At 61.9% G+C, this 25,024-nt stretch carries 29 protein-coding genes; 16 read left to right on the top strand and 13 right to left on the bottom strand.

Going from position 1 to position 25,024, the window contains the following annotated elements; genetic code table 11:
- The first annotated feature begins 190 nt into the window (after positions 1 to 190).
- The 6 genes from rpsF (at position 191) to dnaB (ending at position 6,365) form a co-directional block, all read left to right on the top strand.
- Positions 191 to 478, top strand: a complete 288-nt coding sequence (gene rpsF / locus QMK17_RS09845; RefSeq protein ID WP_121111211.1) for a 30S ribosomal protein S6 — start codon at positions 191 to 193, stop codon at positions 476 to 478.
- Positions 479 to 536: 58 nt separating this feature from the next.
- Complete coding sequence (locus tag QMK17_RS09850) at positions 537 to 1,109, top strand: single-stranded DNA-binding protein (protein ID WP_283508652.1); 573 nt, start codon at positions 537 to 539, stop codon at positions 1,107 to 1,109.
- Between the two features lie 46 nt (positions 1,110 to 1,155).
- Complete coding sequence (gene rpsR, locus QMK17_RS09855) at positions 1,156 to 1,398, top strand: 30S ribosomal protein S18 (protein ID WP_115966614.1); 243 nt, start codon at positions 1,156 to 1,158, stop codon at positions 1,396 to 1,398.
- 18 nt (positions 1,399 to 1,416) lie between these two features.
- On the top strand, positions 1,417 to 1,872 hold the full coding sequence (gene rplI / locus QMK17_RS09860) for a 50S ribosomal protein L9 (RefSeq protein ID WP_283508655.1): 456 nt from the start codon (positions 1,417 to 1,419) through the stop codon (positions 1,870 to 1,872).
- 252 nt (positions 1,873 to 2,124) lie between these two features.
- Positions 2,125 to 4,371 carry a SulP family inorganic anion transporter gene (locus QMK17_RS09865; protein ID WP_283508656.1) on the top strand — a complete coding sequence of 749 codons (2,247 nt, stop codon included), beginning with the start codon at positions 2,125 to 2,127 and terminating at the stop codon, positions 4,369 to 4,371.
- Between the two features lie 596 nt (positions 4,372 to 4,967).
- Positions 4,968 to 6,365 (top strand): replicative DNA helicase, encoded by a 1,398-nt coding sequence (dnaB, locus tag QMK17_RS09870; RefSeq protein WP_442972727.1) that lies wholly within the window; start codon positions 4,968 to 4,970, stop codon positions 6,363 to 6,365.
- Between the two features lie 13 nt (positions 6,366 to 6,378).
- On the opposite strand, the gene QMK17_RS09875 is transcribed toward dnaB, so the two are convergent.
- Both QMK17_RS09875 and QMK17_RS09880 read right to left on the bottom strand, forming a co-directional pair.
- A complete protein-coding gene (locus QMK17_RS09875) occupies positions 6,379 to 6,837 on the bottom strand; it encodes a flavodoxin family protein (protein WP_283508658.1) in 459 nt (152 codons plus the stop codon).
- Between the two features lie 226 nt (positions 6,838 to 7,063).
- The gene (locus QMK17_RS09880; RefSeq protein ID WP_283508660.1) at positions 7,064 to 7,672 is read right to left on the bottom strand and encodes an NAD(P)H-dependent oxidoreductase; all 609 of its coding nucleotides are present in this window, start codon (positions 7,670 to 7,672) and stop codon (positions 7,064 to 7,066) included.
- A gap of 76 nt (positions 7,673 to 7,748) precedes the next feature.
- Between QMK17_RS09880 and QMK17_RS09885 the strand changes: the two genes are divergently transcribed.
- Complete coding sequence (locus QMK17_RS09885; protein ID WP_283508662.1) at positions 7,749 to 8,324, top strand: TetR/AcrR family transcriptional regulator; 576 nt, start codon at positions 7,749 to 7,751, stop codon at positions 8,322 to 8,324.
- Between the two features lie 3 nt (positions 8,325 to 8,327).
- On the opposite strand, the gene QMK17_RS09890 is transcribed toward QMK17_RS09885, so the two are convergent.
- Positions 8,328 to 9,512 carry an ATP-binding protein gene (locus tag QMK17_RS09890; protein ID WP_283508664.1) on the bottom strand — a complete coding sequence of 395 codons (1,185 nt, stop codon included), beginning with the start codon at positions 9,510 to 9,512 and terminating at the stop codon, positions 8,328 to 8,330.
- Positions 9,513 to 9,843: 331 nt separating this feature from the next.
- Between QMK17_RS09890 and QMK17_RS09895 the strand changes: the two genes are divergently transcribed.
- The 3 genes from QMK17_RS09895 to QMK17_RS09905 are packed head-to-tail and all read left to right on the top strand — an operon-like array spanning position 9,844 to position 12,415.
- Positions 9,844 to 9,969 carry a hypothetical protein gene (locus QMK17_RS09895; RefSeq protein WP_283508665.1) on the top strand — a complete coding sequence of 42 codons (126 nt, stop codon included), beginning with the start codon at positions 9,844 to 9,846 and terminating at the stop codon, positions 9,967 to 9,969.
- Positions 9,966 to 11,825 (top strand): DEAD/DEAH box helicase, encoded by a 1,860-nt coding sequence (locus QMK17_RS09900; RefSeq protein WP_336620141.1) that lies wholly within the window; start codon positions 9,966 to 9,968, stop codon positions 11,823 to 11,825. The genes QMK17_RS09895 and QMK17_RS09900 overlap by 4 nt, the downstream gene beginning before the upstream one ends.
- Positions 11,822 to 12,415 carry a hypothetical protein gene (locus QMK17_RS09905; RefSeq protein ID WP_283508666.1) on the top strand — a complete coding sequence of 198 codons (594 nt, stop codon included), beginning with the start codon at positions 11,822 to 11,824 and terminating at the stop codon, positions 12,413 to 12,415. Before QMK17_RS09900 ends, QMK17_RS09905 begins: the two co-directional genes overlap by 4 nt.
- Here QMK17_RS09905 and QMK17_RS09910 read toward each other — a convergent pair.
- The gene (locus tag QMK17_RS09910; RefSeq protein WP_283508668.1) at positions 12,349 to 12,918 is read right to left on the bottom strand and encodes a nucleotidyltransferase family protein; all 570 of its coding nucleotides are present in this window, start codon (positions 12,916 to 12,918) and stop codon (positions 12,349 to 12,351) included. The two genes, QMK17_RS09905 and QMK17_RS09910, sit on opposite strands and share 67 nt — an antisense overlap.
- Before the next feature lie 31 nt (positions 12,919 to 12,949).
- Positions 12,950 to 13,663, bottom strand: a complete 714-nt coding sequence (locus tag QMK17_RS09915; RefSeq protein WP_283508670.1) for a dienelactone hydrolase family protein — start codon at positions 13,661 to 13,663, stop codon at positions 12,950 to 12,952.
- A gap of 91 nt (positions 13,664 to 13,754) precedes the next feature.
- Between QMK17_RS09915 and QMK17_RS09920 the strand changes: the two genes are divergently transcribed.
- Together QMK17_RS09920 and QMK17_RS09925 are read left to right on the top strand one after the other, a co-directional pair.
- Entirely contained in the window at positions 13,755 to 14,522 is a 768-nt protein-coding gene (locus QMK17_RS09920; protein ID WP_283508671.1) for an LLM class flavin-dependent oxidoreductase, read from the top strand.
- A 14-nt stretch (positions 14,523 to 14,536) separates the two neighbouring features.
- Complete coding sequence (locus tag QMK17_RS09925; RefSeq protein ID WP_283508672.1) at positions 14,537 to 15,139, top strand: DUF6188 family protein; 603 nt, start codon at positions 14,537 to 14,539, stop codon at positions 15,137 to 15,139.
- Between the two features lie 5 nt (positions 15,140 to 15,144).
- Here the strand turns inward: QMK17_RS09925 and QMK17_RS09930 are convergent, their stop codons facing one another.
- Together QMK17_RS09930 and QMK17_RS09935 are read right to left on the bottom strand one after the other, a co-directional pair.
- Positions 15,145 to 15,984: an alpha/beta fold hydrolase gene (locus QMK17_RS09930; protein ID WP_283508673.1), complete on the bottom strand. Its 840-nt coding sequence runs from the start codon at positions 15,982 to 15,984 to the stop codon at positions 15,145 to 15,147.
- Positions 15,985 to 16,045: 61 nt separating this feature from the next.
- Positions 16,046 to 16,927: a LysR substrate-binding domain-containing protein gene (locus QMK17_RS09935; RefSeq protein ID WP_283508674.1), complete on the bottom strand. Its 882-nt coding sequence runs from the start codon at positions 16,925 to 16,927 to the stop codon at positions 16,046 to 16,048.
- 65 nt (positions 16,928 to 16,992) lie between these two features.
- Between QMK17_RS09935 and mqo the strand changes: the two genes are divergently transcribed.
- Positions 16,993 to 18,420, top strand: coding sequence for a malate dehydrogenase (quinone) (gene mqo, locus QMK17_RS09940; protein ID WP_283508675.1), 1,428 nt, complete (start codon positions 16,993 to 16,995; stop codon positions 18,418 to 18,420).
- Here the strand turns inward: mqo and QMK17_RS09945 are convergent.
- Positions 18,408 to 19,307, bottom strand: a complete 900-nt coding sequence (locus tag QMK17_RS09945; protein WP_283508677.1) for a LysR family transcriptional regulator — start codon at positions 19,305 to 19,307, stop codon at positions 18,408 to 18,410. The two genes, mqo and QMK17_RS09945, sit on opposite strands and share 13 nt — an antisense overlap.
- 75 nt (positions 19,308 to 19,382) lie before the next feature.
- Here QMK17_RS09945 and QMK17_RS09950 point away from each other — a divergent pair, with 75 nt between their 5' ends.
- Entirely contained in the window at positions 19,383 to 20,687 is a 1,305-nt protein-coding gene (locus QMK17_RS09950) for an NAD(P)/FAD-dependent oxidoreductase (protein WP_283508679.1), read from the top strand.
- Between the two features lie 420 nt (positions 20,688 to 21,107).
- Here the strand turns inward: QMK17_RS09950 and QMK17_RS09960 are convergent, their stop codons facing one another.
- The 3 genes from QMK17_RS09960 to QMK17_RS09970 form a co-directional block, all read right to left on the bottom strand.
- Positions 21,108 to 21,692, bottom strand: coding sequence for a flavodoxin family protein (locus tag QMK17_RS09960; protein WP_283508681.1), 585 nt, complete (start codon positions 21,690 to 21,692; stop codon positions 21,108 to 21,110).
- Between the two features lie 100 nt (positions 21,693 to 21,792).
- Positions 21,793 to 22,020, bottom strand: coding sequence for an aldo/keto reductase (locus QMK17_RS09965; RefSeq protein WP_283508682.1), 228 nt, complete (start codon positions 22,018 to 22,020; stop codon positions 21,793 to 21,795).
- Positions 21,966 to 22,157, bottom strand: a complete 192-nt coding sequence (locus QMK17_RS09970) for a hypothetical protein (RefSeq protein ID WP_283508683.1) — start codon at positions 22,155 to 22,157, stop codon at positions 21,966 to 21,968. Before QMK17_RS09970 ends, QMK17_RS09965 begins: the two co-directional genes overlap by 55 nt.
- 163 nt (positions 22,158 to 22,320) lie before the next feature.
- Between QMK17_RS09970 and QMK17_RS09975 the strand changes: the two genes are divergently transcribed.
- Both QMK17_RS09975 and QMK17_RS09980 read left to right on the top strand, forming a co-directional pair.
- Positions 22,321 to 23,076 carry a TetR/AcrR family transcriptional regulator gene (locus QMK17_RS09975; protein ID WP_283508685.1) on the top strand — a complete coding sequence of 252 codons (756 nt, stop codon included), beginning with the start codon at positions 22,321 to 22,323 and terminating at the stop codon, positions 23,074 to 23,076.
- A gap of 25 nt (positions 23,077 to 23,101) precedes the next feature.
- The gene (locus QMK17_RS09980) at positions 23,102 to 23,263 is read left to right on the top strand and encodes a hypothetical protein (protein ID WP_283508686.1); all 162 of its coding nucleotides are present in this window, start codon (positions 23,102 to 23,104) and stop codon (positions 23,261 to 23,263) included.
- 118 nt (positions 23,264 to 23,381) lie between these two features.
- On the opposite strand, the gene QMK17_RS09985 is transcribed toward QMK17_RS09980, so the two are convergent.
- Both QMK17_RS09985 and QMK17_RS09990 read right to left on the bottom strand, forming a co-directional pair.
- Positions 23,382 to 24,626: an RNA polymerase sigma factor gene (locus QMK17_RS09985; protein WP_283508687.1), complete on the bottom strand. Its 1,245-nt coding sequence runs from the start codon at positions 24,624 to 24,626 to the stop codon at positions 23,382 to 23,384.
- A complete protein-coding gene (locus QMK17_RS09990) occupies positions 24,617 to 24,985 on the bottom strand; it encodes a YciI family protein (RefSeq protein WP_283508689.1) in 369 nt (122 codons plus the stop codon). The genes QMK17_RS09985 and QMK17_RS09990 overlap by 10 nt, the downstream gene beginning before the upstream one ends.
- Between the last annotated feature and the right edge of the window lie 39 nt (positions 24,986 to 25,024).

Raw genomic sequence — 25,024 nt, forward strand, 5'->3', positions numbered from 1 at the left:
CTCGAAACGACCGTCCACCTGATTGCATGAGCCAAGCCTATGACGCGGCGCCGCCCGCATCGGAACCGTTGTGAGATTTCGCAGGTCAACCACTGCTCGTGTAGTCTCCAGGGGTTGCTGACGCAACGACCCTCCTGCCACGGATAGTCCGTGGCCGTTTTCACTAGTCCACAGGAGGTGATGAGGTCTTATGCGTCATTACGAATTGATGGTCATTCTCGACCCCAACCTGGACGAGCGCACCGTCGCTCCGTCGCTCGATACGTTCCTCAACGTCGTTCGCAAGGACGGCGGCAGCGTCGACAAGGTCGATGTTTGGGGCAAGCGTCGTCTCGCCTACGAAATCCTCAAGCATGCCGAGGGCATCTACGCCGTTGTGAACATCAACGCCGAGCCTGCCACCGTCAGCGAGCTCGACCGCCAGCTCGGACTCAACGAGTCCGTCCTGCGTACGAAGGTCCTGCGACAGGGCAAGTAATTGTCGTTGCTCGCCTCTAGGCTGGCTGCAGCAAAGACTTACTACTGAAAGAGGAACCATGGCAGGCGAGACCGTCATCACCGTCGTCGGGAACTTGACGGCAGATCCAGAGCTTCGCTTCACCCCGGCCGGCGCGGCCGTGGCCAACTTCACCGTTGCGTCCACACCACGCACGTTCGACCGTCAGTCCAATGAATGGAAAGACGGAGACGCACTCTTCATGCGCTGCAACATCTGGCGTGAAGCTGCGGAGAATGTGGCCGAGAGCTTGACCCGCGGTGCACGAGTAGTCGTCACCGGCAGGCTCAGGCAGCGTTCCTACGAAACGCGTGAAGGCGAGAAGCGGACTGTCGTCGAACTCGAGGTCGACGAGATCGGTCCTTCTCTGCGCTACGCCACGGCGAAGGTCAACAAGGCCAATCGCGGTGGCGGAGGCGGCGGAGGCGGCTTCGGTGGTTCTTCAGGTGGATCGAGCGGCGGAGGCCAGCGTTCCAACTCGGGATCCAATTCCGGCGGGTCCAACTCCGGCGGGTCCAATTCCGGCGGAGACGACCCGTGGGGCAGTGCTCCGCAGGCGTCGGGCTCCTCCGGTGGCGGATCTCGCGGCGGGGACGACGAGCCTCCGTTCTAGATCCTTCGGCGATCGAGAACAACCAGATGTAACGGAGATTGACCACATGCCAAAACCGCCATTGCGCGACAAGGTGCTCAAGAAGAAAGCGTGTTCCTTCTGCAAGGAAAAGAACGCGTTGATCGATTACAAGGACACGACGCTGCTGCGTAAGTACGTCAGCGACCGCGGCAAGATCCGCGCGCGTCGAGTCACCGGCAACTGCGTCCAGCATCAGCGTGACGTGGCCGTTGCCGTGAAGAACTCGCGTGAGGTAGCTCTGCTCCCTTACGCCGCGACGGCTAGATAGAAAAGGGGCTTTTCACTCATGAAGCTGATCCTCACCGCTGATGTTGACAACCTCGGTGCGCCTGGCGACACCGTAGAGGTAAAAGACGGATACGGCCGCAACCTGTTGCTGCCTCGCGGATTGGCCATCGCGGCCACCCGTGGTGCACAGAAGCAGGTCGAAGGCATTCGCCGCGCTCAGGAAGCTCGTGCCGTCCGCGGCCTCGAGCATGCCAACGAGCTCAAGCAGGCTATCGAAGGACTCGAGTCCGTGACGCTGGCGGTCAAGACCGCAGGCGATTCGGGCAAGCTGTTCGGCTCGGTCACCGCCTCGGACGTCGCTTCTGCTCTCAAGGCAGCTGGCGGACCGATCGTCGACAAGCGCAGCATCGAACTCCCGAAGGCCCACATCAAGGCAACAGGCACGCACGACGTCGTCGTGAACCTGCATCCCGATGTGACCGCGAAGTTCAAGCTGGAGGTCGTCGGAAGCTGATTGTGCTTCTGGCCCGCCTCGGCTGACAAAAAGCTCCACGAACCCCGGTTCGTGGAGCTTTTTCGTGTCTCATCACAATTTCGAACCGTCCCAACGGCTTTCCTTTGTGAAGCAAGTCTCATGGGGAGCGGATCACCTGAGGTTTGCGTACCCTTTAACGAGGGGCGACATACGAAACAGAGAGTGCTCGATGGAGTGTGCTCATCGAGAGCGACCGACCGACCAGACGCCTAGACGCCCGGAGGGCCTGCCGTGACAACGACAGTTGAGAAAGATGTAACCGAGCAGAAGTCTCGGCTCGGGGAAATTCTGAAATTCGACGTATCCGCTTCGCTCGTGGTTTTCCTTGTGGCAGTACCGCTTTCGATAGGAATTGCCGTCGCGTCGGGAGCGCCGGTGATGGCGGGCCTGATTGCTGCCGTGGTGGGCGGTATTCTCGCCGGCGCGCTGGGGGGATCGCCGTTGCAGGTCAGTGGGCCTGCTGCGGGACTCACCGTGGTGGTCGCCGAGCTGGTGAATCAATTCGGTTGGGCGTTGACATGTTTGATCACCGTCGGGGCGGGTGCGATTCAGGTTTTGTTGGGGCTGAGCAGGATTGCCAGGCATGCACTGGCAATTTCGCCGGTCGTTGTTCATGCGATGCTCGCCGGAATCGGCGTAACCATTGCGCTGCAACAGATTCACGTGCTCCTCGGCGGCGACTCCGAGAGCTCGGCGGTCGAGAATCTGCTGGCAATTCCGACATCGGTGGCCGATGGTCAGTGGCCGTCGATCCTGGTCGGCGGCATCGTGATTGCGCTGATGCTGATCTGGCCGCGACTTCCGGGGAAGGTGTCGAAGATCCCCGCTGCGCTTGTCGCCGTGGTGGCAGCCACTGCAGTCTCCATCTCCATGAATCTCGACGTGGAGCGAATCGCCCTGCCCGGCAACCTGATCGAAGCACTGACTCTCCCTGGTATGCCTGACGGACAGTGGGCGGGAATCGCCACCGGCGTGCTCACCATCGCGCTGATCGCCAGTGTTGAAAGCTTGCTGTCGGCAGTGGCCATCGACAAGATGCATACCGGACCGCGCACCAACTTCGATCGCGAATTGCTGGGCCAGGGTGCAGCGAACATGGTCTCCGGTGCCGTAGGCGGTCTGCCTATCACGGGCGTGATCGTCCGCAGCGCTAGCAATGTCAAGGCGGGAGCCAAGACTCGTGCGTCGGCCATCCTGCACGGAGTATGGATTCTGATTTTCTCCATCCTCTTCATCTCGGTCGTCGAGTTGGTGCCGTTCGCAGCGCTGGCCGGACTGCTCGTCATGATCGGTGTACAGCTGATCAAGTTGGCAGACATCAAGATTGCCAACAAGACCGGTGACATCGCCGTCTACGGCGTCACTGTGATCGGTGTGGTCGCGCTCAATCTGCTCGAGGGGGTGCTCATCGGTCTCGCGCTCGCGGTCTTGCTGGTGCTGCGCCGCGTAGTGTGGGCGCACGTCCACGCGAGCGAGACCGTCGACGGAACCTGGCGCGTTCACATGACCGGTTCGCTGAGCTTCTTGTCGCTTCCGCGGCTGACACATGTGTTGTCCTCCGTACCCCGTGGCAGCAAGGTGCGCATGGAGTTGGCCGTCGACTTCCTCGATCATGCTGTGCACGAGCACCTTCACGAGTGGGTACGTCAACACGAACTTGGTGGCGGCACCGTCTGCATCGAAGAGAACGGGTCGGCGTCGCTCGCTGCCGCAGCGGAGGGACCACCCAAGCGTGGAACATCTGCGGTACGCGGATCGCTCGCCCCATGGTCCGCATGGCAGCTCAAGAGTGACTCCGACGCGGACGACAATCCACCTGCGTTGCGGCCGGTGTTGTCGGGTGTTGCCGAGTACCACCGCACGCACGCCGACGCGATCAAGCCGCACCTGGAGGGGATGGAGGAATTCCAGGACCCCGACACGTTCTTCCTGTGCTGCGTCGACTCACGCGTTATGCCGAACACGATCACCAGCAGTGGACCCGGTGATCTGTTCACGGTCAGGAACGTCGGCAACATGGTCCCCGCTCAGGGGCAGGACACCTCTGTCGAGGCTGCCCTGGCCTATGGAATCGAAGTCGTCGGAACCAGTTCGGTGGTGGTCTGTGGTCATTCGGGCTGTGGAGCGATGAAGGCCATCCTCGCCGGTCCCGAGAACGCGGGCGATGAACGTGTGACCGAATGGCTCGAGTACGGCTTGGCGAGCCTGGACGCGCACCGTAGTGGTCATCCGGTAGGGCGGGCGGCAGCGGAACTCGGCTTCTCCGAAGGAGACCAGCTGGCGATGGTCAATGTTGCCGTGCAACTGCAGACACTCGCGAGGCACCGTGTCGTCGGGCGTGCATCGGCCGAAGGGAGGCTCCGAGTCACCGGCCTGTTCTTCGACATCCCGTCGGCCCGAGTGCTGCAGATCAGCACCAAGGAGATCACCGTTCTCGACGCCCCCGCTCTCGACCGAGCGGACCTCGAGCCCGTCTAGCTTTACCGTCGAACCCGCGCAGTGGATCCGTCCGCTGTGCGGGTTCGTGCTGTGCCCGACCTCATGACCGGGTGGGACGTCAAGACCATGGAATTGAGGGCACGTTCATAGGTGTGAAAACAGCAAAATCGGTATGGAACCGACGTCGAGTCTGTTTTGTGAGTGTTCCCAGACACTGTGACTCACTTCACTAATAAGTTCACTTTCCATTTACTCAACACGCCCGAGTTGTCAACTTGGGCGACACGCCGCGAACTGATCCATACACAGGACAGAAACTTTATGTACACCTCTTACGCTGGCGAAATGGCACTTGAAGCCAAAGTTATACCCAGGTTATCCACAGATGGTCAACACAGTTGTTCAGGACTATCCACAATTGCTCCACAGATTCATGCACAGGTCGGTTTGTGACTTCAGACGAGAACCCCTAACGTCCCTCCAGCGTGTCTTCGCGGCCCATTCTTCGGTGTCCACGGCGGCGGTGACACTCGAGATCAGTGGGGGTGTCGGAGGCCAGGGGTACAACTTGTTTCAGTGCGTCGCCGAGTGTTGTTCGGCGACGATTTCCGACGGGGAAGGGCGGTCGAGTTCGCGTGGCAGTTGTGGACGATCGAGGTCAGTCGGACTACTCCTCCGAAGCACCACCGAGGGAGGCGCCGGGTGAAGATTTCGGCCGCCAACCTCCACAGGACATGGCCGCAGAGCAGTCGGTGCTCGGCGGCATGCTTCTGAGCAAGGACGCCATCGCCGACGTCTTGGAGGTGCTCCGTCCCGGCGACTTCTACCGTCCCGCGCATCAGAGCATCTACGACGCGATTCTGGATCTCTACAGCCGCGGTGAGCCCGCCGACCCGGTGACGGTCTCAGCCGAACTGGATCGTCGCGGCGACCTCAAGCGAATCGGCGGACCCCCGTACTTGATCACGCTGACCCAGACGGTGCCTACCGCTGCCAACGCCGGCTACTACGCGGAGATCGTCGCGGAGAAGTCCATCCTCCGTAGGCTCGTACAGGCCGGCACGCGAATCGTGCAGTTCGGTTACGCCGGAGCTGACGGCCAGGATGTCGCCGAGGTCGTCGACCGCGCGCAGGCCGAGGTGTACGAGGTCACCGAGCGTCGTACCTCCGAGGACTTCCTGCCCCTCGAAGAGCTGCTCCAGCCCACGATGGACGAGATCGACTCCATCGCCAGCCGCGGCGGCATCTCGCTGGGTGTGCCTACGGGATTCGCCGAACTCGACGAGATTACCAACGGTCTTCACCCAGGTCAGATGATCATTGTTGCGGCGAGACCTGGTGTTGGTAAGTCTACCCTAAGTATGGATTTTATGCGTTCCTGCTCCATCAAGCATGGAATGCCCAGCGTCATTTTCTCCCTGGAAATGAGCCGTACCGAGATCGTCATGCGTCTGCTGTCCGCGGAGGCGAAGATCAAACTTGGCGACATGCGTTCGGGAAAGATGACCGACGACGACTGGACCAGGCTTGCTCGTCGTATGAGCGAGATCAGCGAAGCCCCGCTGTTCGTCGACGACTCCCCCAACCTGACCATGATGGAGATCCGCGCCAAGGCCCGTCGTCTCAAGCAGCGTAATGGCCTGAAACTCATTGTGGTGGACTACCTTCAGCTGATGTCTTCCGGCAAGAAGGTCGAGTCCAGGCAGCAGGAAGTCTCGGACTTCTCGCGTCAGCTCAAGCTCCTCGCCAAGGAACTCGAATGCCCGGTGGTCGCGGTGTGCCAGCTCAACCGTGGTCCTGAGCAGAGAACTGACAAGAAGCCGATGGTGTCGGACCTCCGTGAGTCCGGTTCGTTGGAGCAGGACGCCGACATGGTAATCCTGCTGCACCGCCCCGACGCCATCGAGCGAGACGACCCGCGTGGTGGTGAGGCCGACCTCATCCTCGGAAAGCACCGTAACGGTCCGACCGCGACAATCACTGTGGCACACCAGCTCCACCTGTCCAGGTTTGTGGACATGGCGAGGGGATAAGCGACTAGCGCTGTCAGCGCAGCAATCTCGCTGCGAAGTCTCTGGCCTTTGCAAGGTCCCCATCGTCGGGATGCCCTTTGCTCACTCCGCCGATCAACCCGAAAGGGCCCCACGTGTCGAGACCTCGACATGTAAAGGTGTCGACGACCTTGAATCCTTGGCGATTCAGTAGCTTGCCGAGTCTGCGCGTGTAGTGCGGGAACGGCGGCTCCGGCATACCGCTCGTGGCGAACACGAAGGCGTCATGGCCTGCCATGTTGGGCAGGCTCCGAATGCAGTCCTTCAATCGTTGATCGAAGTTCATCAAGTAGATGCCCGAGCCGAAACCGATCAAATCTGCTTCGCCAAGTAAGGCCGGTGTTGCCTGCTCGGGGGTCAGCAGCTCAGCATCGAGTACGCCGCCGATTTCTTCTGCGATCCGGTGCGTGTTCTGGTGCGGCGACTTGGACGAGTTGACGATAACCGTCTTCATCTAAATCCTTCCATAGTCAACAGGGCTCACGATATTGGACGATGATCGACGAACGAATGTGACAGCTCGAGGACCTCGTGTTCACGGCTGCGTACAGAAGCTGACGAGCTCGATGTCGGCCTGCTGGTGGTGGAAGTGTGCCCGACGCTTGGTGCGGTAGCGCCCTGAACGGTCACCGACCTTCCTACCGCCTGCCAAGCGCCGCCAAGAGATTCGCTCAGAGCATTCAGTCCACGAGGCACGGCTCGGATGTGCGTGCAGCGATGCCGGCGGCCAACGCTTGGATTTCCCCGGCAAGTATGTCTCGTGGTTTCGTATCCGACTCGTGCACGAAGGTGGTGGATCCGACCACCGCGCCGCAGTATTCGAAGATCCCGCTCTCGATCTGGTTGCGGAACGCGACATCGAGACCGTGTCTTTCGAAGCTGTCCGCGTCGTCGCCGGCAACCGGGACCAGGTGGACCTGGAGTCTGCTCAGCTTCTTTTCGAACGACTTGCCCGGTGTGTAGTCGAATGCCCAGCCGTTCACGAAGACTCGATCGATCCAGCCTTTGAGTTGCGCGGGCATCGACCACCAGTACACCGGAAACACCAAGATCAGCTGGTCGGCCTCGTCCAGCCGCTTCTGCTCGGCCTCCACGTCGTCGGGGACGGGCCCCGCTCCCCTGTAGAACTGGACGTCGGCCTCGGAAAAGCTCGGATCGAATTTCTCGGCGGTGAGATCGACCAGGTCAGCGCTCCCGCCGGCGCCGCGCAATGCCTCCACGGTGCTTCGTGCGATGTACTGGGTCAGTGAGCGGGAATCGGGGTGGGACACGACAACGAGACTTTTCATAGGATTTCCTCCAGATTGGGTCGAGGTATGTACCAACGGTAGGTTACTATCAGTACATAGCGCAAGGAGGTGCTCGATGGTTCGAACCAGATTGTTGCGAGCGGACAGGTTCAGCCAGTTGGTAGAGGTGGCGTGGACGTTGGTACGAGAGGAAGGAGCCGACGCGTTGACTCTTGGACGGCTCGCCGAGCGCGCAGCCGTCGCCAAACCTGTGGTGTACAGCCACTTTGCGTCTCGAAACGCACTGTTGGCGGCGCTCTTCAGCGAGTTCGATGATCGGCAAACTGCCATGCTCGACGAGTACTTGGCGGCGGCAGAGCCCACCCTCGACGGCCGGGCATCCGCGATTGCCAATTCGTACGTCGGATGTGCGCTTGCTCAGGGGCGCGAGCTGACGGGAGTGCTTGCGGCACTACATGGATCGCCCGAGCTCGAGCAGGTCAAGCAAGAGTCCGACGATGCCTACTCGGAGCTCTGTCGCGGGATTCTTGCACCGTTCGCCCGCACCGAGGAGATAGAGAAGGCTGCCATCACGGCTATCTTCGGTGCTGCGGAGGCTCTTTCGAGGGCCGCCACAACGGGAACACTCACAGCCGATCAGGCACGCATTCAGCTGGAGACAATTATCGTCGCGGTGGTACGTCCGCACTAGCGATCACGGGTCGTACCGCCGCCGTCTCCGTTTCTGGGCGGGCACGGCGAGCGTGGGCATCGCTCGTCTCAGGTACTCGTCGAAGCCAGGCGCACTGAAGGCGGCGCTGCCGTCCGGTCGCAGATAGATCATTTCCTTCTCGACAAGATCGGATCTCGTCTCCGAACATTGGTGGGACGTGCGTCCCAGTAGTCGAGCTGTCTCGGCCTCCTTCGGCGAGTCAGCGATGGCTCTGAGGTAGGCTAGCTCCAATTCGTTTGCACGAGTGAGCTTCTTGCCGAAAAAGCTACCGTCGATGCTCGCCTCGTAGCTCTCCCGTGACTTCGCGACGGCTGCCGAGGTGACGCTGGACTCGGCATCTGGCGCCCACATCACGTGGCCGATCGTCTGAAGAAACGCGGGAATACCGCCGGCGATGTCCACTGCGGATGACACGGCATCGTCGTCCCATTCCATCGGACCACGGAGAAGGGTCGCTGCGTCGGTCTCGGACAGGCGATCGAGAACGGGAAACTCGAACAGCCGTTTGGCCCGCACCTGAACTTCGGCTGCGATGGCATCGGACCTCGGTAGTCCGGCACCGACCAACGTGATCGGTAGCTCGCGGAGATACGCGCGATGCAAGCTGTCGATCAATGCCCCGAGCTGCCCGACGGTGATCCGATGTAGTTCATCGATGACGAGCACGACGCCAGTGCCGTGCTCCTGCGCTGCCTCGCCCAGCGCAAGGATCATCGACGTGAGATCGACCGACAACGCTCCGGTATCGGCCGTTCCCTTCTCGAGTTCGGTCCACTCGGCGGTGAGGGGATTGTCGGTACCCAGCGACGACGAGAACGCGCCGAGCACTCCAGATGCAGCGACTGCCTTACGCTTCCACTTCGAGCGCGGTGACACGGCGAGGAGTGCACTGCGAAACTCGAATGCCAATTGGCGTCTGAAGCCGTGATCGTCGCGCCTGGCCGCGTCGATGTCGATGATCGCCCACCGGCGGGCTCGCGCAGCCTTGACGAGTTCACGAAGAAGGACCGTCTTACCGACTCCACGTAGTCCCGTGATCAAGTGCGATTGCCTGGCATGACCTCTTTCGAGCCCTTCGAGCAGCGTTGAGAATGCAATCCGGATCCCGTCCCGCCCGACCAGCTCCCTCGGCACTGCGCCCGATTCGGGTGTGTACGGGTTTTCCATACGAGAAGTTATATGGGGACTCGGCAGTTATGTAAAACGGAAAAAGAGAATGTTGTGACATGGGTGAAATCCTCGTCCCACAATGCTGCATCGCGATGTAGTTGCGGAACGCACCTATCCGGCCTACCCTCGTGCCGGCCGATGCGGGGGAAGGGTTCGAGATGAACATGAACAAACTTCGAGCCGTCGACGACGTGATCTCTCATCCTGCCCGATTGAGGACACTCGATCGCGCAGCTGAATGCACTGATAGCCGAGCAGTCGGGACTCTTGGCACGAGAATGTCGGAACCGCGAATCGCGTCGGAGGTCGTACGGATCGTAGACGGGTGGTGACCGAGACCACAGCGTCCGAAGTGGTCCTGGTGTCTGCGATCTACGTCGAACTCACGAAGTCGACGCAAGAGAATTTGTCGGACTTCACAGCGGCCGAACTGACAAGACTGAAAGCGAAGTGAACAACGTGACCACGGCGTTGCCCGGCAACCTCCAGGGTTGTTACTCGATCGAGGCGGAGAAGTTCATTTGGTGGGGTACCGAGGACCCAGCGTCCGACGCCGCCAGAGCGGGCTTACCCTCCGGGGAGTCCACGACCGTCGCGATGGCGGTACCCACCACCGCACGGGACCGAGTCGTCGCGATGTCGATGCCGGCTGCGGTGGTTGATCCTGGAGATGGATGGGCTGCGCTGGAGTCGTGGATTCCGAATGCCGACTCGAGCGAGTCGCTTCGAGCATGGGCAGCAATAGCTGCAGCAGCACGCCAGGATTCAGCGATCGTCCATCACATCGACGCGATGCCAGTGGCAGCTCACGCGGCGGTAGGGATGGACGAGGCCACCATCTGGTCCGCTGAGGCGACGGTCGATGCCGCGCTGCGTACACGAAACCGCGGGCCTGCGGTTCTTCTAGCCGAACTCCGGCCGTATCAGCGGGCCGGAGTTGCTTGGCTCGATGCGGCGTCCGCGCACGGCGGCGGAATCCTCGCCGACGAGATGGGGTTGGGCAAAACGCTGCAGGCCATCGCCGTGTTCACCATTCGTTCGGCAGGACCGCACTTGGTCGTGTGTCCGACGTCGTTGGTGAGCAACTGGGTTCGAGAGATCGCGAAATTTGCACCATCCCTGGATGTGGTTGTCCACCACGGCCCGACGCGCAAGCCCGATCTGACCGGCATATCCCCCGGTGGTGTGGTGATCACGAGCTATCCGACGCTTCGTAGTGACTCTGCGCACCTGATTGCAATCGATTGGGACACCGTGGTTCTCGACGAAGCCCAGCAGATCAAGAACTCCGATACGCAGCAGGCCAAAGCTGCGCGTGCCCTTCGCGGCCGGCTACGCATCGCGATGACGGGTACGCCCGTGGAGAACCGGCTCGACGAACTGTGGTCCTTGATGGCATTCAGCACACCAGGGGTTCTCGGGGCACGTGCTCGTTTTCGCCGTCGATTCGTTGTCGCGATCGAACAGAAGCGGTCGGAAGCCGCCGCCGGACGGCTTCGAGAACTCGTGGGCCCGCACATTCTGCGTCGTCGAAAGTCCGATGTTGCGCCGGAATTGCCGGACAAAGTCCACAATTCGGTCATCTGCGCGCTGACCGACGAGCAGGAGAAGTTGTACAGAGATCATCTCGACCGATCTATGAGTGACGGACTCGGCAGTGGCATCGGCCGGCGCGGCCGTGTACTGACACTGCTGACTCGACTCAAGCAGATTTGTAATCACCCTGACTTGGTCGGTGCCACCGGCGAACCGCTCGGTGGCCGATCCGGAAAGTTGGACCGACTCACGGAAATGCTGTCGGAAGTAGTCGACGACGGGCAGGCTGTGCTGGTGTTCACCCAGTATCGGGAGACCGGTGCGATGCTGGCCAATCACCTACGTGATGAAGTCACGGGTTCGACGGTTCCGTTTCTGCATGGAGGTTTGTCACCGGCCGCCAGGGATGAGATGGTCGACGCGTTTCAAATGTCGGACGGTCCACCGATATTCGTATTGAGCTTGCGAGCAGCAGGATTCGGTCTGAATCTGACACGGGCCTCCCACGTCGTTCACTACGACCGCTGGTGGAACCCTGCAGTGGAGAGCCAAGCGAGCGACCGCGCGCACCGGATCGGGCAGACACAGACCGTGACGATCCATACTCTGCTCACCGAACGAACATTGGAGTCTGCCATCGACGACATGCACCGCCACAAGAGCGGTTTGGCCGACATCGCCACCACCGCCGCATCACTCGGCGGCGAGACCGATCTCGCACGGCTCTCGGACGATCAGCTTCGCGAATTATTGGACATCGGTGCACGCCGATGACGGACGAATTCGGTGTAACTGCCTGGGGTCGTGAATGGACGCGGCTCGCCCAGCCGACCAAGATCATTCGGCCGAACCCGGCACTGCCGCGGGCTCGAGTGCTCGCCAGGAACGACAACGTTCGCGATGTCGTCCTGTTGGCCGGTTCCGTGACGGCGTCGGTGTCGACATCGGACACGAGCGACTACCGGGTGACGGTGACCTTTCCAACGTGGGATGCACGACGATCGGCCGCAGCGCACGAGGTGGTCGACGGTGTCAGCGACGGGGACTTACCGGATACCCTGCATGCAGCGCTACGGATGCGAGGTGTGTCCGTCGCGCCGCTGGTCGACGAGCTGACCGCCGTGTGCGGCTGCACACAACGCGTGCGGCCCTGCGTCCATATCCTGGCTACCTACTTCGAGGTAGCCAGGCGAATCGACGAGAACCCGCGATCGGGGCTGTTGCTGAGGGGCTTCGACCCCCGAAGTATGTCCGGCGCAAGCCAAGTCACGCTCGATGATATCGATCCCACGACGTTCTACTCCCAAGGCAAAACTGTCAGTGCAGGCCATTCCGTCGTCCACCGGGCGGCCTTGGATTCGTAGACATGGCGCATCGGGAGACGCGGATTCGGCCGTACGATTCCGGCCTCCAGGTCGTCGAATCCGTGAGGTGCGTAGACATGCCGAGCACCGTCGGGGTCACCCCGCACACCGAAGCAACAGGTGGTCGCTACGAAATGATCGATGGCGTCCTCGCTGCTGAGAAAAGGGCGCAAGGGTGAACCGAAGTGCTCCTCGTACCATAGGTGCACCCGGGCTTCATTGCGAACCTCGACATCGACCGGCATATCGGCGAAAAGAGCTGCTGCACGGGAAATCACGGCGTCCTCGCCCTCGTAGGAAAGATCCGAATCGTCGAAGTAGAAGAAGTCGTAGTCCCGAATTCCGGTCTGTGGGTCTCGGCCTGCCTGGTGATTCCACACCGTCTGGAACAGCCCGCCGGCCGTCAGGTACCAGTCCGGGAGTTCGAGATCCACCGCGCGATTCAGGATTTCGACAATTACGGGATTGGTCTCGACGATGGCAAGGAAGTCGTTCGCATCCATTTGGTGAATACTACCGACGGGTCGGGCGATTTTACCGACGAGCGTTCAGGCGCCCGACGATCCAGTCGAGACCATCGGCCACCGCTGCCCGGGTGTGGGGTTCGTCCTGCAGCGCATCGAAGCCGTGTCCGGCACCTTCGACCGTCCGAAAGTTCAGTGGTGCATCGATGTCAGACGCACGGGCGAGGAATTCTTGCTGGCCGACGACGTAGTCGGGAATCTCGTTCTGTACCAGCGTGAGATAGGTCGGCACCGAGGCAATTCCAGTGACCACGGCTTCCGGTTCAGGCCAACCGGGCGTACCGGCGCCGGGTAGAACGGGGTAGGTCAACTCGATGCAGCGAAGCCACGGCTCCGGATTCGCGAGGAACGGGTACGACAATGGCCCGCCGCCGGAGAAGAACCACAGGCCGACGGCGTCGGCATTTGTTTCAGGAAGTGCGCGCAGTTGCGACACTGCGTCGGTGATGGTCGCGAGCGCCTCGTGGTACAAAAAGCCGTCCGTCAGATCGTGGTCGACCAGGCCTGCAACGATTCCTCGCCGCGCGAGATGGCTTGCGTAATCGTGGTAGAACCGCGAATGACGTGGCGTAACCTCTGGTCTCGCCGGATAGAGACCGTGAACGAGCAAAACGCACGGCGCAGGAATGTCGCCATCTGGTAGGTAGACGTCGAGATCGCCGTGAGAGACAGGATCGATGGGTTCGACGGGAAGTATCAGTGATGGGCCGCTCGGTGGTGGCACGGTGGTTCCTCTTCGTTTCACAGGTAGCTGGGCGTCTCCAGCTTTCTCGGTCTACGCCTCCATGTCTACCCGTTTGATTAGACTCGGATGCATGACTCAAATCGGCGTCGTGCTGCGTCCTGAACTTCCACCGGAAACCATTGTCTCAGCGGCGCGCGAGGCCGACAAGGCGGGTGTCGAAGAGCTCTGGTTGTGGGAGGACTGTTTTTTCTCCGGCGGAATTGCAACGGCAGCTGCAGTTCTCGCCGCCACCGACCGAGTCCGTGTCGGTATCGGAGTGTTGCCCACGCCGCTGCGCAATGTTGCGGCGACGGCGATGGAGATCGCGACACTCGCCAGGGTGCACCCGGGGCGGATTCGGGTCGGTCTCGGTCACGGTGTCCAGGACTGGATGGCACAGATCGGCGCGCGTGTCGCATCGCCGATGACGTTGCTGCGCGAGCAGATGGCGGCATTGACCACCTTGCTCGACGGTGGAACGGTGGACGTCGAAGGCCGATACGTGACATTGAAGAATGTGAAGTTGGATTGGCCTCCGCTGCAACCACCGCCTCTGCTGATCGGGGCCACCGGGCCGAAAACACTTGCATTGAGCGGTGAAACGAGTTCCGGAACTATCCTGACGAGTGAGACGAGTCCCGAGCAACTGAAGACTGCGCGGGGTCACATCGACGGTGGTCCCGATCATGACATCGTTGTCTATGTCGACAGTTCCACCGAGGCCGCGACGGCGACCGGCAACCTACAGCGATGGGTTGATGCAGGTGCAACGACCATTGTGCTGCAGCCGTCTGCGGACCAGACCGACTTCGCGGCGCAGTTCGCAAGAGCGGTCGAACTTCAGTCGGATTTTTGCTGAGCTGTTGAACACCGATGCAACTGAATCTGCACACCCGTACCGTGGTAAGCATCCATCTCGACTTCGATGTGAGCCTGGAGTTCGACGACGGCTCGATGGTAGCTTTCAGCGAATTTGCCGTCGACGAGAACATGTACGACGAGGACAATCAATTCGAGGGTCTGAGAAAACTGGTCGGATTGTTGGGCACCGCGTGCACGATGTCTGCGGTCTCGGATTCAGGTGCACTCGTCCTCGAATTCGACAGCGGAACTCGGGTTTCTGCAGTCCCGAGGACCGAGGTCGAATCTTGGGAGTTCACTGCCGCCGATGGTGCACTGATGGTGTGTCTGCCGGGTGGCGAAATCGATGGCAGCGCTGCGCCTGCGAACTATTCGCCGCCGAGCCATCGGCCGCCGAGTCCGAGAGGGAACGCGATACCCGAAGGATCAACGGTCGTTCGACTATCGGTTGGCCGTGACGGCGGCGTCGAGTTCTCGAACGGGTCCTTCCTCCCTATCGAAGTGCCACTTCACGACGCCTACCTGATTCTGCGTGAAAGTGTCGTCTCGGTGCGGAATGCCGAAGGCGCTATGCAAGTGAAGCTTTCGTCAGGAATTCACCTCATCTCACGGTAATGCTCTCACGAGGAAAGGAACGTCAGCACTGATTCGGTTTGCTCGAGGACGGCGTGGCCGACGCCGGGCAGGACGGTCACGGCGGCGCCTCGAACGAATTCTCGCGCCCTGCGCGCGGTCTCGGCCGAATCGAACATCACGTCGCGATCTCCGACGATGACCTGGACCGGTATCGACAGTCCGCGGAGGTCGTCGTCCGAGAAGATCGGGAGCTTGTCCGTTCGCGGACGAAAGTGCGTGAAGGTCAGATCGACTTCGTCGAGGACTTGCGAATATCGGGAATCTTCCATCCCGGTGACAAGGGCTACGGACCGTCGACGTCCTTTGGCTCCGAGGAGTTGCAGCAGCATCATCTTGGGCAGCCATCCCATCGTCTGCTTGCCGATCCCGCCGGGGCAGAGCAGCGACAACCGGTTGACGCGGGACGGTCTGCGGATCGCGTAGTCCAGCGCGGTCCAGCCTCCGAGCGACATCCCGACGAATGACGCGGAGTCGACATCCAGTGCGTCCAGCACCTCGTCCATCCACGACGCAAGGGCGTCGGAGTCCAAGGGTAGTCGTACGGGCGCGCTCCCGCCCGCTTCGCCGAGCAAGTCCACGGCGTACACGCGGAAGTGCGTTGCCCAGGAGTCGATATCGGCCATCCAAGTTCCGGCATTGGCTCCTGATCCGTGCAGCAGCACCAGGGGCGGAGCATCCGGGGTGCCGGAGATCACCACGAAGGTCTCGCCGTTCGTCGTATCGATTCGGCGTTCTTCCGACGGCACCGGCCACGCGCTCAGAACCTCTCGATAGCGCTGTCGAACGGTCTCTGCTCCGGTATCGGACTTGTAGATCGACTTCATCTAAACCTCCTTGTTAGTCCGTAAACTACTCCAAGTATCGTTGATAGAGAAGTATGAAGTACTAATTGAAAGCCCAGCGCTGTTCCAACGCTCGCTGACGGAAACGCGTAACGGCCGCGGTCGGCCTGTATCTACTGGTGGCAAGACCCACCTCGCGCGTCCGATCTCCTGACAGTGAGACGGTTACGACGGTGTTGTTCGGTGAATCCCCCGCGGGCAGGAGCGCAATGCCGAGGCCGTCGCCGACGAGTGCACGAATCGTATCGATTTCATTGATCTCGAACGGAACTCGTGGAACAAAGCCAGCGGCGGAGCACCAGTCGTCGAGAATCGTACGAAGATGAAAGCTCTTCGGGCTCGCGACAAATGCTTCGCCGGCAAGGTCCACGACATCGACCTCTCCGCGGTAGTCGGCGAGCCGATGCGATCGTGGCACGTGCAGCAGTATTCGCTGACTACCGAGGATCGTCGTAGCGAGATCATCAACGGGTGGGATCATCACGGCCAAGTCGAGTCGGCCGTCCCTGAGCATGTCCACCAAGGCTTCCCCGTGTGCCTGCACGAGGTGAACGCGGACTCGCGGTGCCTCTTGGTGAAACTTGGTCAACAGCGATGAGATCATGCGGGATCCGAGCGTCAGTGGAAATCCGAAACGGACGAGGCCGCCATCCGGGTCGGCATCCGATCTCACTGCGGACGCGGCTTCGTCGAGCATCCGCACGGCAGCATGGGTACGCGCATGGAATTCGCGTCCGGACGGAGTGAGGGCCACCCCACGTCCGACAGGGTGCACCAGTTCGACCCCAAGAATTCTCTCCAGTGCCTTGACTCGCCTGCTTACCGACGATTGCGGAACGTCGAGCATCTCCGACGCGCGGGTGACGTGTCCGGTGGTGGCGACAGCGTCGAAGGCGGCGAGTAAGTGCGCGACGGATTCATCCATAATCGGATGATAACGGGTGCGGAATTTCATTGGACGGATTGATTGTGAGGCGTCACGATTCCAACATGACCTCGTATTCGAACACTCGGTATTCGAAGTTCGCACACTCGGAAATACTCGACGTTGCTTTGATCGGCGGCGGCATCATGTCGGCCACACTCGGCGCAATGCTGGGAAAGCTCATGCCGGACAAAACGATTGCGCTCTTCGAAAGGCTCGACCATCTCGCGGGTGAAAGCTCAGGAGCGTGGAACAACGCGGGCACCGGACACTCGGGCTTGTGCGAGCTCAATTACATGCCCGACCCCGAAGATTCGTCGAGAACTCACGATATCGCTGACCAATTCCAGCTATCACAGGAGTTCTGGGCGGCGCTCGGTAGCGATCGGTTCGTGACTCCGACCCCGCACCTGAATGTCGTCTTCGGGGACGACGACACAGAGTATCTGCGCCGCAGGTGGGAGGCATTACGACGTATCCCGCACTTTGCGGCGATGGAGTACACCGAGGACCCCGATCTTGTGCGTGAGTGGGCACCACTGCTGATGGAGGGGCGCGAGAGCAGTCAGAAGGTTGCGGCCACCCGGCACGAGGGCGGCAAGGATGTCGACTTCGGCGCAATCACCGCACAGCTGGCCGAAACGATGACGGCGCGCGGCGCGTTGATTCGCACGGGCCACGAGGTCACCGGTCTGAGGCGGGACGGTCAGGGTATGTGGACCGTGACGGGAAGGATTCGGACAACCGGGGCTCAGTTCAGCGTGCGAGCTCGTTTCGTGTTCGTCGGTGCAGGAGGTTACGCGCTCCGGCTCTTGCAGAAGTCGAGGATTCCTGAAATTCGCGGCTACGGTGTGTTCCCGTTCGGCGCCGAGTTCCTCCGCACCGACGACCCGTCGGTCGTGGCTCGGCACAACGCAAAGGTCTACGGCAAGCCGTCGCTGGGAGCGCCGCCGATGTCTTTGCCGCACTTGGACAGACGAGCGGTCGAGGGATCGGAGTCGTTGATGTTCGGTCCGTACGCGACCTTCGGTACCAGGTTGCTGAAGCATGGACGATTCACGGACCTTTTCACGACGGTGCGTCCGCGCAACCTACCGATTCTGCTGTCGGTCGGGATGAGAAACCTTCCCCTCGTGCGCTACCTGATCGGTCAGCTGGTCGCGTCGAAGAAAACGAAGTTCGCCGAGCTGCGGAAGTACTATCCTGACGCCGATCCCGCGAACTGGTACCCGATAGGGGCCGGCCAGCGTGCGCAACTTGTCAAACCGACATCGCGCACGAAAGGAACCCTGATGTTCGGCACCGAGATCGTGACCGGCGCCGACGGCACCATTGCTGGCCTTCTCGGTGCTTCGCCCGGCGCGTCGGTAGCCCCTGCTGCGATGATCGACGTGCTCAATCAATGCTTCGATGCTGAGCGGGATGAATGGCAGCCGCGGCTGGAGGCAATGATTCCATCGGCCATCGGCCGTCAGGGCAGTCAGGGCAGCTGAGGTGGCGCGGTCGCCGCGAGTGCGTCGATGAGATCTCGCTGCATGTCGGTTGCGGGAACCGTCGCGTCGACGACGGCCGAGACGGCAAGTTGAAGCCGGTGCCCGGATTCGGTACGGAACACCAACCCGGTCTTCGGTGTGCTTTCGGCGGTACTGGCGTACATGATGGACCAGCAGTCCGGTTGGTTGAGCAGGTCGGCGCTCGCGGTGTGGTCGAGTGCGACTGGCGGGCCGAATGTCAGTCCGAGCCCACTCCGTTTCATTTCGCGTTCGATGACTCGGTGCAGCAGGATCTGTTCGCTGCGCTTGGGCAGGAGGAGTGGGTAGGCCGCGAGTTGCTCGAGGCTCGGGTTGTCGGCGCCTGCCAGCGGATGTCCTTCTGTCAGGACGACGACGAGGTCCTCGGTCCACAGTTCGGTGACGTAGAGGTTGGATCGCTCGACGGTGCCTCGGATCAACGCCACTTGGCAGTCCCCCGAAGTGACGGCGTCGATTTGCTCTGCAAATCGCTTGAGAACGAAGTCGATCTCGGCGCCGGGGTGACGTTCCCGCACGCTCACGATCGCAGCGAGGGCATTCGCGGCGAACGTCATGTTGCCGGTCAGGCGCAATTGGTTCTGTCGTCGGGCTGTCAATGCGAGCGCCGATTGCTCGAGTTCGAGCATGTGCCGAGCGATGGACACCAATTGTGCTCCTACCACGGTCAATCGGACCGAGCGAGACGTTCGCTCGAACAGTGGCTCGCTCATCTCACGTTCGAGCTTGGCTATCTGGAGACTGATTGCAGATTGCGATACGTAGGACCTTTCTGCTGCTCTCGAGAAGTTCAGCTCCTCCGCCACGGCGAGGAAGTATCTGAGTTGACGGAGTTCCACACTTGTCTCCATTCATGAGTTCTGCTCATTGATGCTATTCCATCTTTCGCGTTGATAACGAGCAGGCGCAGGAGTTGCATGTAAGTCATGGAAACGTTCGAGGTCGTCATTGTCGGTTCGGGATTCGGAGCATTGGCCGCTGCCAAGTCTCTGGGCAAGGCCGGAGTGAAGTTCTCGCTGATCTCCAGCACCACCGAGCATCTCTTTCAGCCGCTGCTCTATCAAGCTGCCACCGGCATGATCTCGACCGGCGAGATCGCCCCTCCTATCCGTCGCATCCTCGCTGAGTACGACTCCGCGGACGTCCGATTGGGACGCGTGGTCGACGTGGACCCGGAGCGGCACACGGTCACCTACACCGGCGCCGGGGCAACGCATACGATCGAATACGGCAGGCTCGTCATCGCCACCGGCGCGACGCAGGCGTACTTCGGCCGCGACGAGTTCAAGGACCGCACCTTCGCGTTGAAGACCGTCGACGACGCAATCGCTCTCCGCGAACAGATCCTGAGCTGCTACGAGACCGCTCATCTGACGACGGACGCGAGTGTCAGGAAAGAACTGCTGAGCTTCGTCGTCGTCGGCGCAGGCGCGACGGGTGTCGAGCTCGCAGGCCAGATCAGAGACCTGGCGCACCGCTACTTCGCCGCCTCGTTCCCGGACATTGCGCCGGACGACGTCACCGTCACGCTCGTGGACGGCGTCAAGGATGTCCTCCCGGCCTTCGGTGGGAAATTGAGCGCATATGCTCGCGCGAAACTCGAGAAGTCGGGAGTCGACGTCGTCACCGGTGCGTTGGTCACCGAAATCGAGAACGACACTGTCACGTTCCAGAACGTGGACACGAAGGCGTCGCGGAGTATCGCGGCGAAGACTGTCATCTGGTCGGCGGGTGTGCAGGCCAGCGATTTGGCATCGACCATCGCCAAGCGCACGGGGTGCGAGACGGACCGCGCAGGTCGACTCCTCGTGCACGAAGATTTGACGGTCGGCACCGAAAAAGACATCTTCGCAATCGGCGACGTAACCTCGCTGAACAAGCTCCCCGGGCAATCGCCCGTCGCAATGCAGCAGGGTAGGCATGTTGCCAAGATGATCACCGGCAAGACTGATCTCGGCACGTCGTTTCGATACACCGACAAGGGAAGCATGTCGATCGTCGGGCGATTCAGTGCCGTCGCCAGGTTGTTCGGCAAGGTCGACGTGTCGGGACCCATCGCGTGGGTGATGTGGTTGGCAGTGCACTTGATGTACCTGGTCGGCTTCCGAAACCGCTACGTCGCGGTGCTCTCGTGGCTGAGTTCGTACATCGGTGACCGTCGCCCCCACTTCCAGTACACCGACAAGTGGGCTGAGCGCATCGAGCCCGTGGAGGAGCGGCGCGCGGCCTAGGCTAGCGCTGCTTGTCGTAAGTCTTTGAGTGGTTCATGATCTGAAATCATGAGGCATGGCGAATCGTCCTGCTCCTGCGCTGGTTCCTTGTGATGGTAATCGTGGGGAGCTCGAGCGATGGGCACGGTCAGCGACCGTGGCTGCAGCAGCAGCGGCGAAGCGCGCGCGGATCGTGCTGTTGGCTGCCGATGGCGTCACTAACGACCGGGCAGCGGAACTGACCGACACGAGCGCGTACGGCGGTCGCTGAGCGGCTCAGCGCGGCGACCTGATGACCGCGTGCGGTGACCTCCCGGACGATGGCTGAACCGGCCGTAACCGGTGACACCGACGATGGTGATGCTTGACATGGGGGGACCTCGGTTCGGAGACGGATGGAGATGGGCGGCTGAGCCGCTCAGCGGGTGCAGGCCCAGGCGTTCAGGCCAGGACGACGCCACCGCGGTAGATGCGGGCCTGGGTGGCCACTCGCGCACCGAGGTGTCGCGCGGTCGCGAGGTCGGAGGCGTGGACGGCCTCGGGTCCCTGGTCGTTCCAGGTCTGCGCGCCTGCACCCAGGTAGAAGCCCAGCCGGTTGAGGTCGTCCTCGCTGCCGGTTGTCGTGTTCCAGCCGGGCATCAGGCCGAGGCTGATCCAGTGCATTCCGTGCTGAGCCGCGAGCAAGGACAGGTACTGCAGGGTGTGCACCTTGTCACCGCTCATGGACCCGGAGTTGGTGAACCCGGCGGCGAGCTTGTCCATCCACGCCTGCTTCATCCACCGGGTCGAGGTCGCCTCGGCGAAGGCGTGGAAGGCGCCGGACGCCGTTCCCATGTACGTGGGGGTGCCGAAGATGATCGCGTCGGACGCGTCGAGCGCGTCCCAGTTGATCTCTGACGCGACGGCCACGTTCACCATCGTGCAGTCGGTGTCGGGGATGGACTCGACGCCGTCCCGGACCGCGTTGGCGAGCTCGAGGGTGTGTCCGTAGCCGGAGAAGTAGGCGATGGTGACGTTGACGGGCATGTGAGTTCCGTTCTCGTGGTGGATGTTGAAAAGGCATTTGTCGACAGCAGTTCCGGCGGGGCGTGCGTTGTTGATGCACTGAGCGCCGGAGCGGGTGGGATCAGGTTTCGCGTGCGGACGCGGTCGCCTGCATGTCCGGGTAGCGGTCTCCAGAGACCTGCTGGGCGATCGGCTCGAGACGCAAAAGCTCGTCGGCGGTCAGGGTGACGGCGACCGCGGCGAGGTTCTCCGCTAGGCGCGTGGTCCGTCTGGTCCCGGGAATCGGGACAACCGTCACGCCGTGGACGGCGGCTTGCTGGTGCAGCCACGCGAGCGCGACCGGCGCCATGGACAGTCCCCGCGCGCCGGTGACTGCCCGTACGTATCGGCGGTGTCGAACAGCGTGACGCCGAGCGTCAGCGCCTCCTCCAGCGTTTCGCGCGCGGCCGCGTCGTCGGTGCCGCCGTAGAACTCGCTCATCGCCATGCAGCCGAGTCCCTGAGCGCCCACGTAGAGGTCGGTCCGCACCCAGACGAACCTGCGGCAACCGGTCTTCGGACATTTCATCCCCCTTGTTGTTGACGTTGGTAACTATATTAGCGTGACATTGATAATGTCAACGTCAACCAATGCGCGTTACCATCGACACATGGCAAGCGAATCCGCAAGAGCCGTTGCTGCAGGCAGGGACGACCAGCAGGAGCGCATTCTCGAAGCCGCAGTGAAGCTGCTGGCCGAGGTCGGCCCGACTGGCGTCTCCACCCGCGCCGTAGCGGCGGCCGCCGGCGTGCAGACCCCGACGCTTTACCGCCTGTTTGGGGACAAGGACGGCCTGCTTGACAGCGTCGCCAGTTTCGGGTTCGAGACCTACCTGGCCGAGAAGCGGGCGTTCGAACCGAGCGAGGACGTCGTCGACGACCTCCGCCGAGGATGGGACATCCACGTCGAGTTCGGGCTCACCAATCCCGCGGTCTACGCACTCATGTACGGCAACCTGCGCCCCGGGCGGCGACCGGCGGCAGCCCAGGAGAACCAGGACATCCTGCGGCGCATGCTCGAGCGCGCCAATCTCGAGGGACGCCTTCGAGTGCCGGTGGGAGCGGCGACGCGCGCGATCGAGGCCTCCACCACCGGCGCGGTCCTCCTGCTACTCGCGCAACCCGAACCGCAGCGCGACCCACGGCTGATCCGTCCGCTGCGCGACACAGTCCTCGACTCGCTGACCCTCGAGCCGACGCCGGCCACCGACCCCGACGCGATCGTGTCTGAGCGCGCGGACGCGCTACTCGCGGTCCTGACGCCGCAGGGCGGCGTCGACCCGCTCACCCGGAACCTGTTCAGCCCGGCTGAGGCCAGCCTCCTGCGTGAGTGGCTCGCCAGGCTCGGGGACCGCGGGCACCCTTGACGGCTGGCCTTGGTCAGAGCTCAACGTGGCCGTCGAGGGTGATGGTGCTGCCGCCGATCCAGATCGTCCCGTCGATCTCCTGCTCGACGCCGATCCTGCCCTACCCGCCCAGAGCGGTGCCCTCGTGGACGGCAAGGGTCTCGGCCCGCTGCTGGAGAACAATTACGTCTCGAAGGTTTTCAGATAATGAACCACTCAAAGACTTATGACACGCACTACTTGCGTCGGCCGCTGTCGTTGGATCACCCTGGTCTTCGGCGGTGGCGGTGGCCTCCTGGGCTTATCTCTGGGGACGGGAATTTTACTCACGATCCCATGGGAAGCCGCGTCGCCCGTGCGAGAAGCAACCTCCTGGTCGGCTCGTCGGGCGACAGTGAGATCGCTTTTGCGTAGGCAGCTGCAGCCTCGTCGCGTCGGTCGAGGCGTTGCAACAGATGCGCCCGCGCTGCCCATGCCGGCTGGAACCGATCGCGACCGATGGCGGCGAGCATTGCCAGCCCGGCCTCGGGACCATCGAGCTCCGCGGTGACGACGGCGAGGGCGACGGCGCCGCCCACCGTCGGAGCGATGCTCTGAGCTGCCGCGTGAAGTCCGCGGAGCGACTGCCAATCCGTCGCCCCCGTGTGTCTTCTTGCGCAATGCACCGCCCCGATCGCAGCGTCGAGTTGGAATCGGCCGAGAGGACTTGTCCCCTCTGCCACCAGATGGTGGGCATGCCGCAGATGTTCTTCTCCCTGTGCAAGAAGATCCGGGTCCCAGAGTCGAAAGTTCTGTTCTTGCAACGGAACCAGCATCCCTTTCGAGTACCGGGAAGGCAGGCGCGCGATCGACATGCAGATGAGTGCCGCCAACCCATGTGCCTCGGCGTCGTCGGGAAGAAGTGTGCAGAGGGTCTCCGCGAGATGAAGCGACTCGCCTGTCAGTGAGGTGCGGAGTTCCGGCGCCGTACAGTGCCAGTCGATGGCGAACGCGCCGTAGATCGCTGCAAGAACCGCGTCGATTCTCGCGGGAAGTGTGGTGCGGCCCGGAAGTTCGAACGAGATGCCGGAGTCTCGAATTCGCGATTTGGCCCGCCCAAGTCGGGCGGCGAGCGTCGCGGTGGGAAGCGCGAAGGCCAGTGCGATCTCCTTGGCGGTGCACCCCAGAACGACGTCGAGCATGAGCGGGGTCCGCACGGACTTGTCGATCGATGGATGTGCGCACACGAGCATCAGCTGCAGTCGCTTGTCCGGTAGTTCGATCTCGTCGATGTGCGACGGAGCGGGCGCAACCGGCTCGTGAACCGCAGGGTCGAAAGCAACGGATGTTCGGTGAGCGGCCGATTTCCATACATCGCGTCGACGATTGCGTGCGGCAGTGAGCAGCCAACCGTCCGGATTTGCTGGAATGCCCCTCTCCGGCCATGTAGCGAGGGCCCGCTCGAATGCATCCGCCAATGCGTCCTCTGCGCCCTCGATGTCGCCGTCGACGGCTGCCAGCAGAGCGAGCAGCCGCCCGTAGGAAGTCCGGAGCGACTGCTCGAGAAGTGCGTTGCTTCCGGTCAGGTCCATGAACCGTCGATGAACGAGGTGGCCGCAGCTCGAACCTCCACCACTCCGTACTGCGCACCCGGGCACTGTTCGGCCCACATCAGCGCTGCATCGAGATCGGGCACATCGATGACGAATACTCCGGCGAGCGCTTCTTTCGTCTCTGCAAACGGACCGTCCTGGATCTGGAGATCTCCCGATCGAATCGTCACCGTCGTGGTGGATCTGGTCGATGCGAGAACCTCGGCGGCGACGAGAACTCCCGCAGCCTGCAGTGCCCGCCCGTAAGCCCCGAAGGCCGCTTGCATCGCAGTGATGGCGTCGGGGTCGATCTCTCCCTCGGCAGGTTCGGCGTTGTTGAGAAGAAGTGTGTAGCGCATGTCGGCTCCTGAAGGTCGTGTGTCCACATTCAATACCGC

This window comes from Rhodococcus sp. G-MC3 (assembly GCF_030063335.1).
In the GTDB taxonomy this organism is placed as follows: domain Bacteria; phylum Actinomycetota; class Actinomycetes; order Mycobacteriales; family Mycobacteriaceae; genus Rhodococcoides.

What these genes read in the sequence shown, in the direction of transcription:
- QMK17_RS09910 (WP_283508668.1), bottom strand. Translation starts at nt 12,918, where the DNA reads ATGGATGCGAACGACTTCCTTGCCATCGTCGAGACCAATCCCGTAATT.
- QMK17_RS09930 (WP_283508673.1), bottom strand. Translation starts at nt 15,984, where the DNA reads ATGAAGTCGATCTACAAGTCCGATACCGGAGCAGAGACCGTTCGACAG.
- rplI (WP_283508655.1), top strand. Translation starts at nt 1,417, where the DNA reads ATGAAGCTGATCCTCACCGCTGATGTTGACAACCTCGGTGCGCCTGGC.
- rpsF (WP_121111211.1), top strand. Translation starts at nt 191, where the DNA reads ATGCGTCATTACGAATTGATGGTCATTCTCGACCCCAACCTGGACGAG.
- QMK17_RS09945 (WP_283508677.1), bottom strand. Translation starts at nt 19,307, where the DNA reads ATGGAGACAAGTGTGGAACTCCGTCAACTCAGATACTTCCTCGCCGTG.
- QMK17_RS09975 (WP_283508685.1), top strand. Translation starts at nt 22,321, where the DNA reads ATGGCAAGCGAATCCGCAAGAGCCGTTGCTGCAGGCAGGGACGACCAG.
- QMK17_RS09885 (WP_283508662.1), top strand. Translation starts at nt 7,749, where the DNA reads ATGGTTCGAACCAGATTGTTGCGAGCGGACAGGTTCAGCCAGTTGGTA.
- QMK17_RS09850 (WP_283508652.1), top strand. Translation starts at nt 537, where the DNA reads ATGGCAGGCGAGACCGTCATCACCGTCGTCGGGAACTTGACGGCAGAT.
- QMK17_RS09990 (WP_283508689.1), bottom strand. Translation starts at nt 24,985, where the DNA reads ATGCGCTACACACTTCTTCTCAACAACGCCGAACCTGCCGAGGGAGAG.
- QMK17_RS09880 (WP_283508660.1), bottom strand. Translation starts at nt 7,672, where the DNA reads ATGAAAAGTCTCGTTGTCGTGTCCCACCCCGATTCCCGCTCACTGACC.
- mqo (WP_283508675.1), top strand. Translation starts at nt 16,993, where the DNA reads ATGACCTCGTATTCGAACACTCGGTATTCGAAGTTCGCACACTCGGAA.
- QMK17_RS09960 (WP_283508681.1), bottom strand. Translation starts at nt 21,692, where the DNA reads ATGCCCGTCAACGTCACCATCGCCTACTTCTCCGGCTACGGACACACC.
- QMK17_RS09985 (WP_283508687.1), bottom strand. Translation starts at nt 24,626, where the DNA reads ATGGACCTGACCGGAAGCAACGCACTTCTCGAGCAGTCGCTCCGGACT.
- rpsR (WP_115966614.1), top strand. Translation starts at nt 1,156, where the DNA reads ATGCCAAAACCGCCATTGCGCGACAAGGTGCTCAAGAAGAAAGCGTGT.
- QMK17_RS09890 (WP_283508664.1), bottom strand. Translation starts at nt 9,512, where the DNA reads ATGGAAAACCCGTACACACCCGAATCGGGCGCAGTGCCGAGGGAGCTG.
- QMK17_RS09925 (WP_283508672.1), top strand. Translation starts at nt 14,537, where the DNA reads ATGCAACTGAATCTGCACACCCGTACCGTGGTAAGCATCCATCTCGAC.
- QMK17_RS09970 (WP_283508683.1), bottom strand. Translation starts at nt 22,157, where the DNA reads ATGGCGATGAGCGAGTTCTACGGCGGCACCGACGACGCGGCCGCGCGC.
- QMK17_RS09905 (WP_283508666.1), top strand. Translation starts at nt 11,822, where the DNA reads ATGACGGACGAATTCGGTGTAACTGCCTGGGGTCGTGAATGGACGCGG.
- QMK17_RS09920 (WP_283508671.1), top strand. Translation starts at nt 13,755, where the DNA reads ATGACTCAAATCGGCGTCGTGCTGCGTCCTGAACTTCCACCGGAAACC.
- QMK17_RS09950 (WP_283508679.1), top strand. Translation starts at nt 19,383, where the DNA reads ATGGAAACGTTCGAGGTCGTCATTGTCGGTTCGGGATTCGGAGCATTG.
- QMK17_RS09965 (WP_283508682.1), bottom strand. Translation starts at nt 22,020, where the DNA reads ATGGCGCCGGTCGCGCTCGCGTGGCTGCACCAGCAAGCCGCCGTCCAC.
- QMK17_RS09935 (WP_283508674.1), bottom strand. Translation starts at nt 16,927, where the DNA reads ATGGATGAATCCGTCGCGCACTTACTCGCCGCCTTCGACGCTGTCGCC.
- QMK17_RS09875 (WP_283508658.1), bottom strand. Translation starts at nt 6,837, where the DNA reads ATGAAGACGGTTATCGTCAACTCGTCCAAGTCGCCGCACCAGAACACG.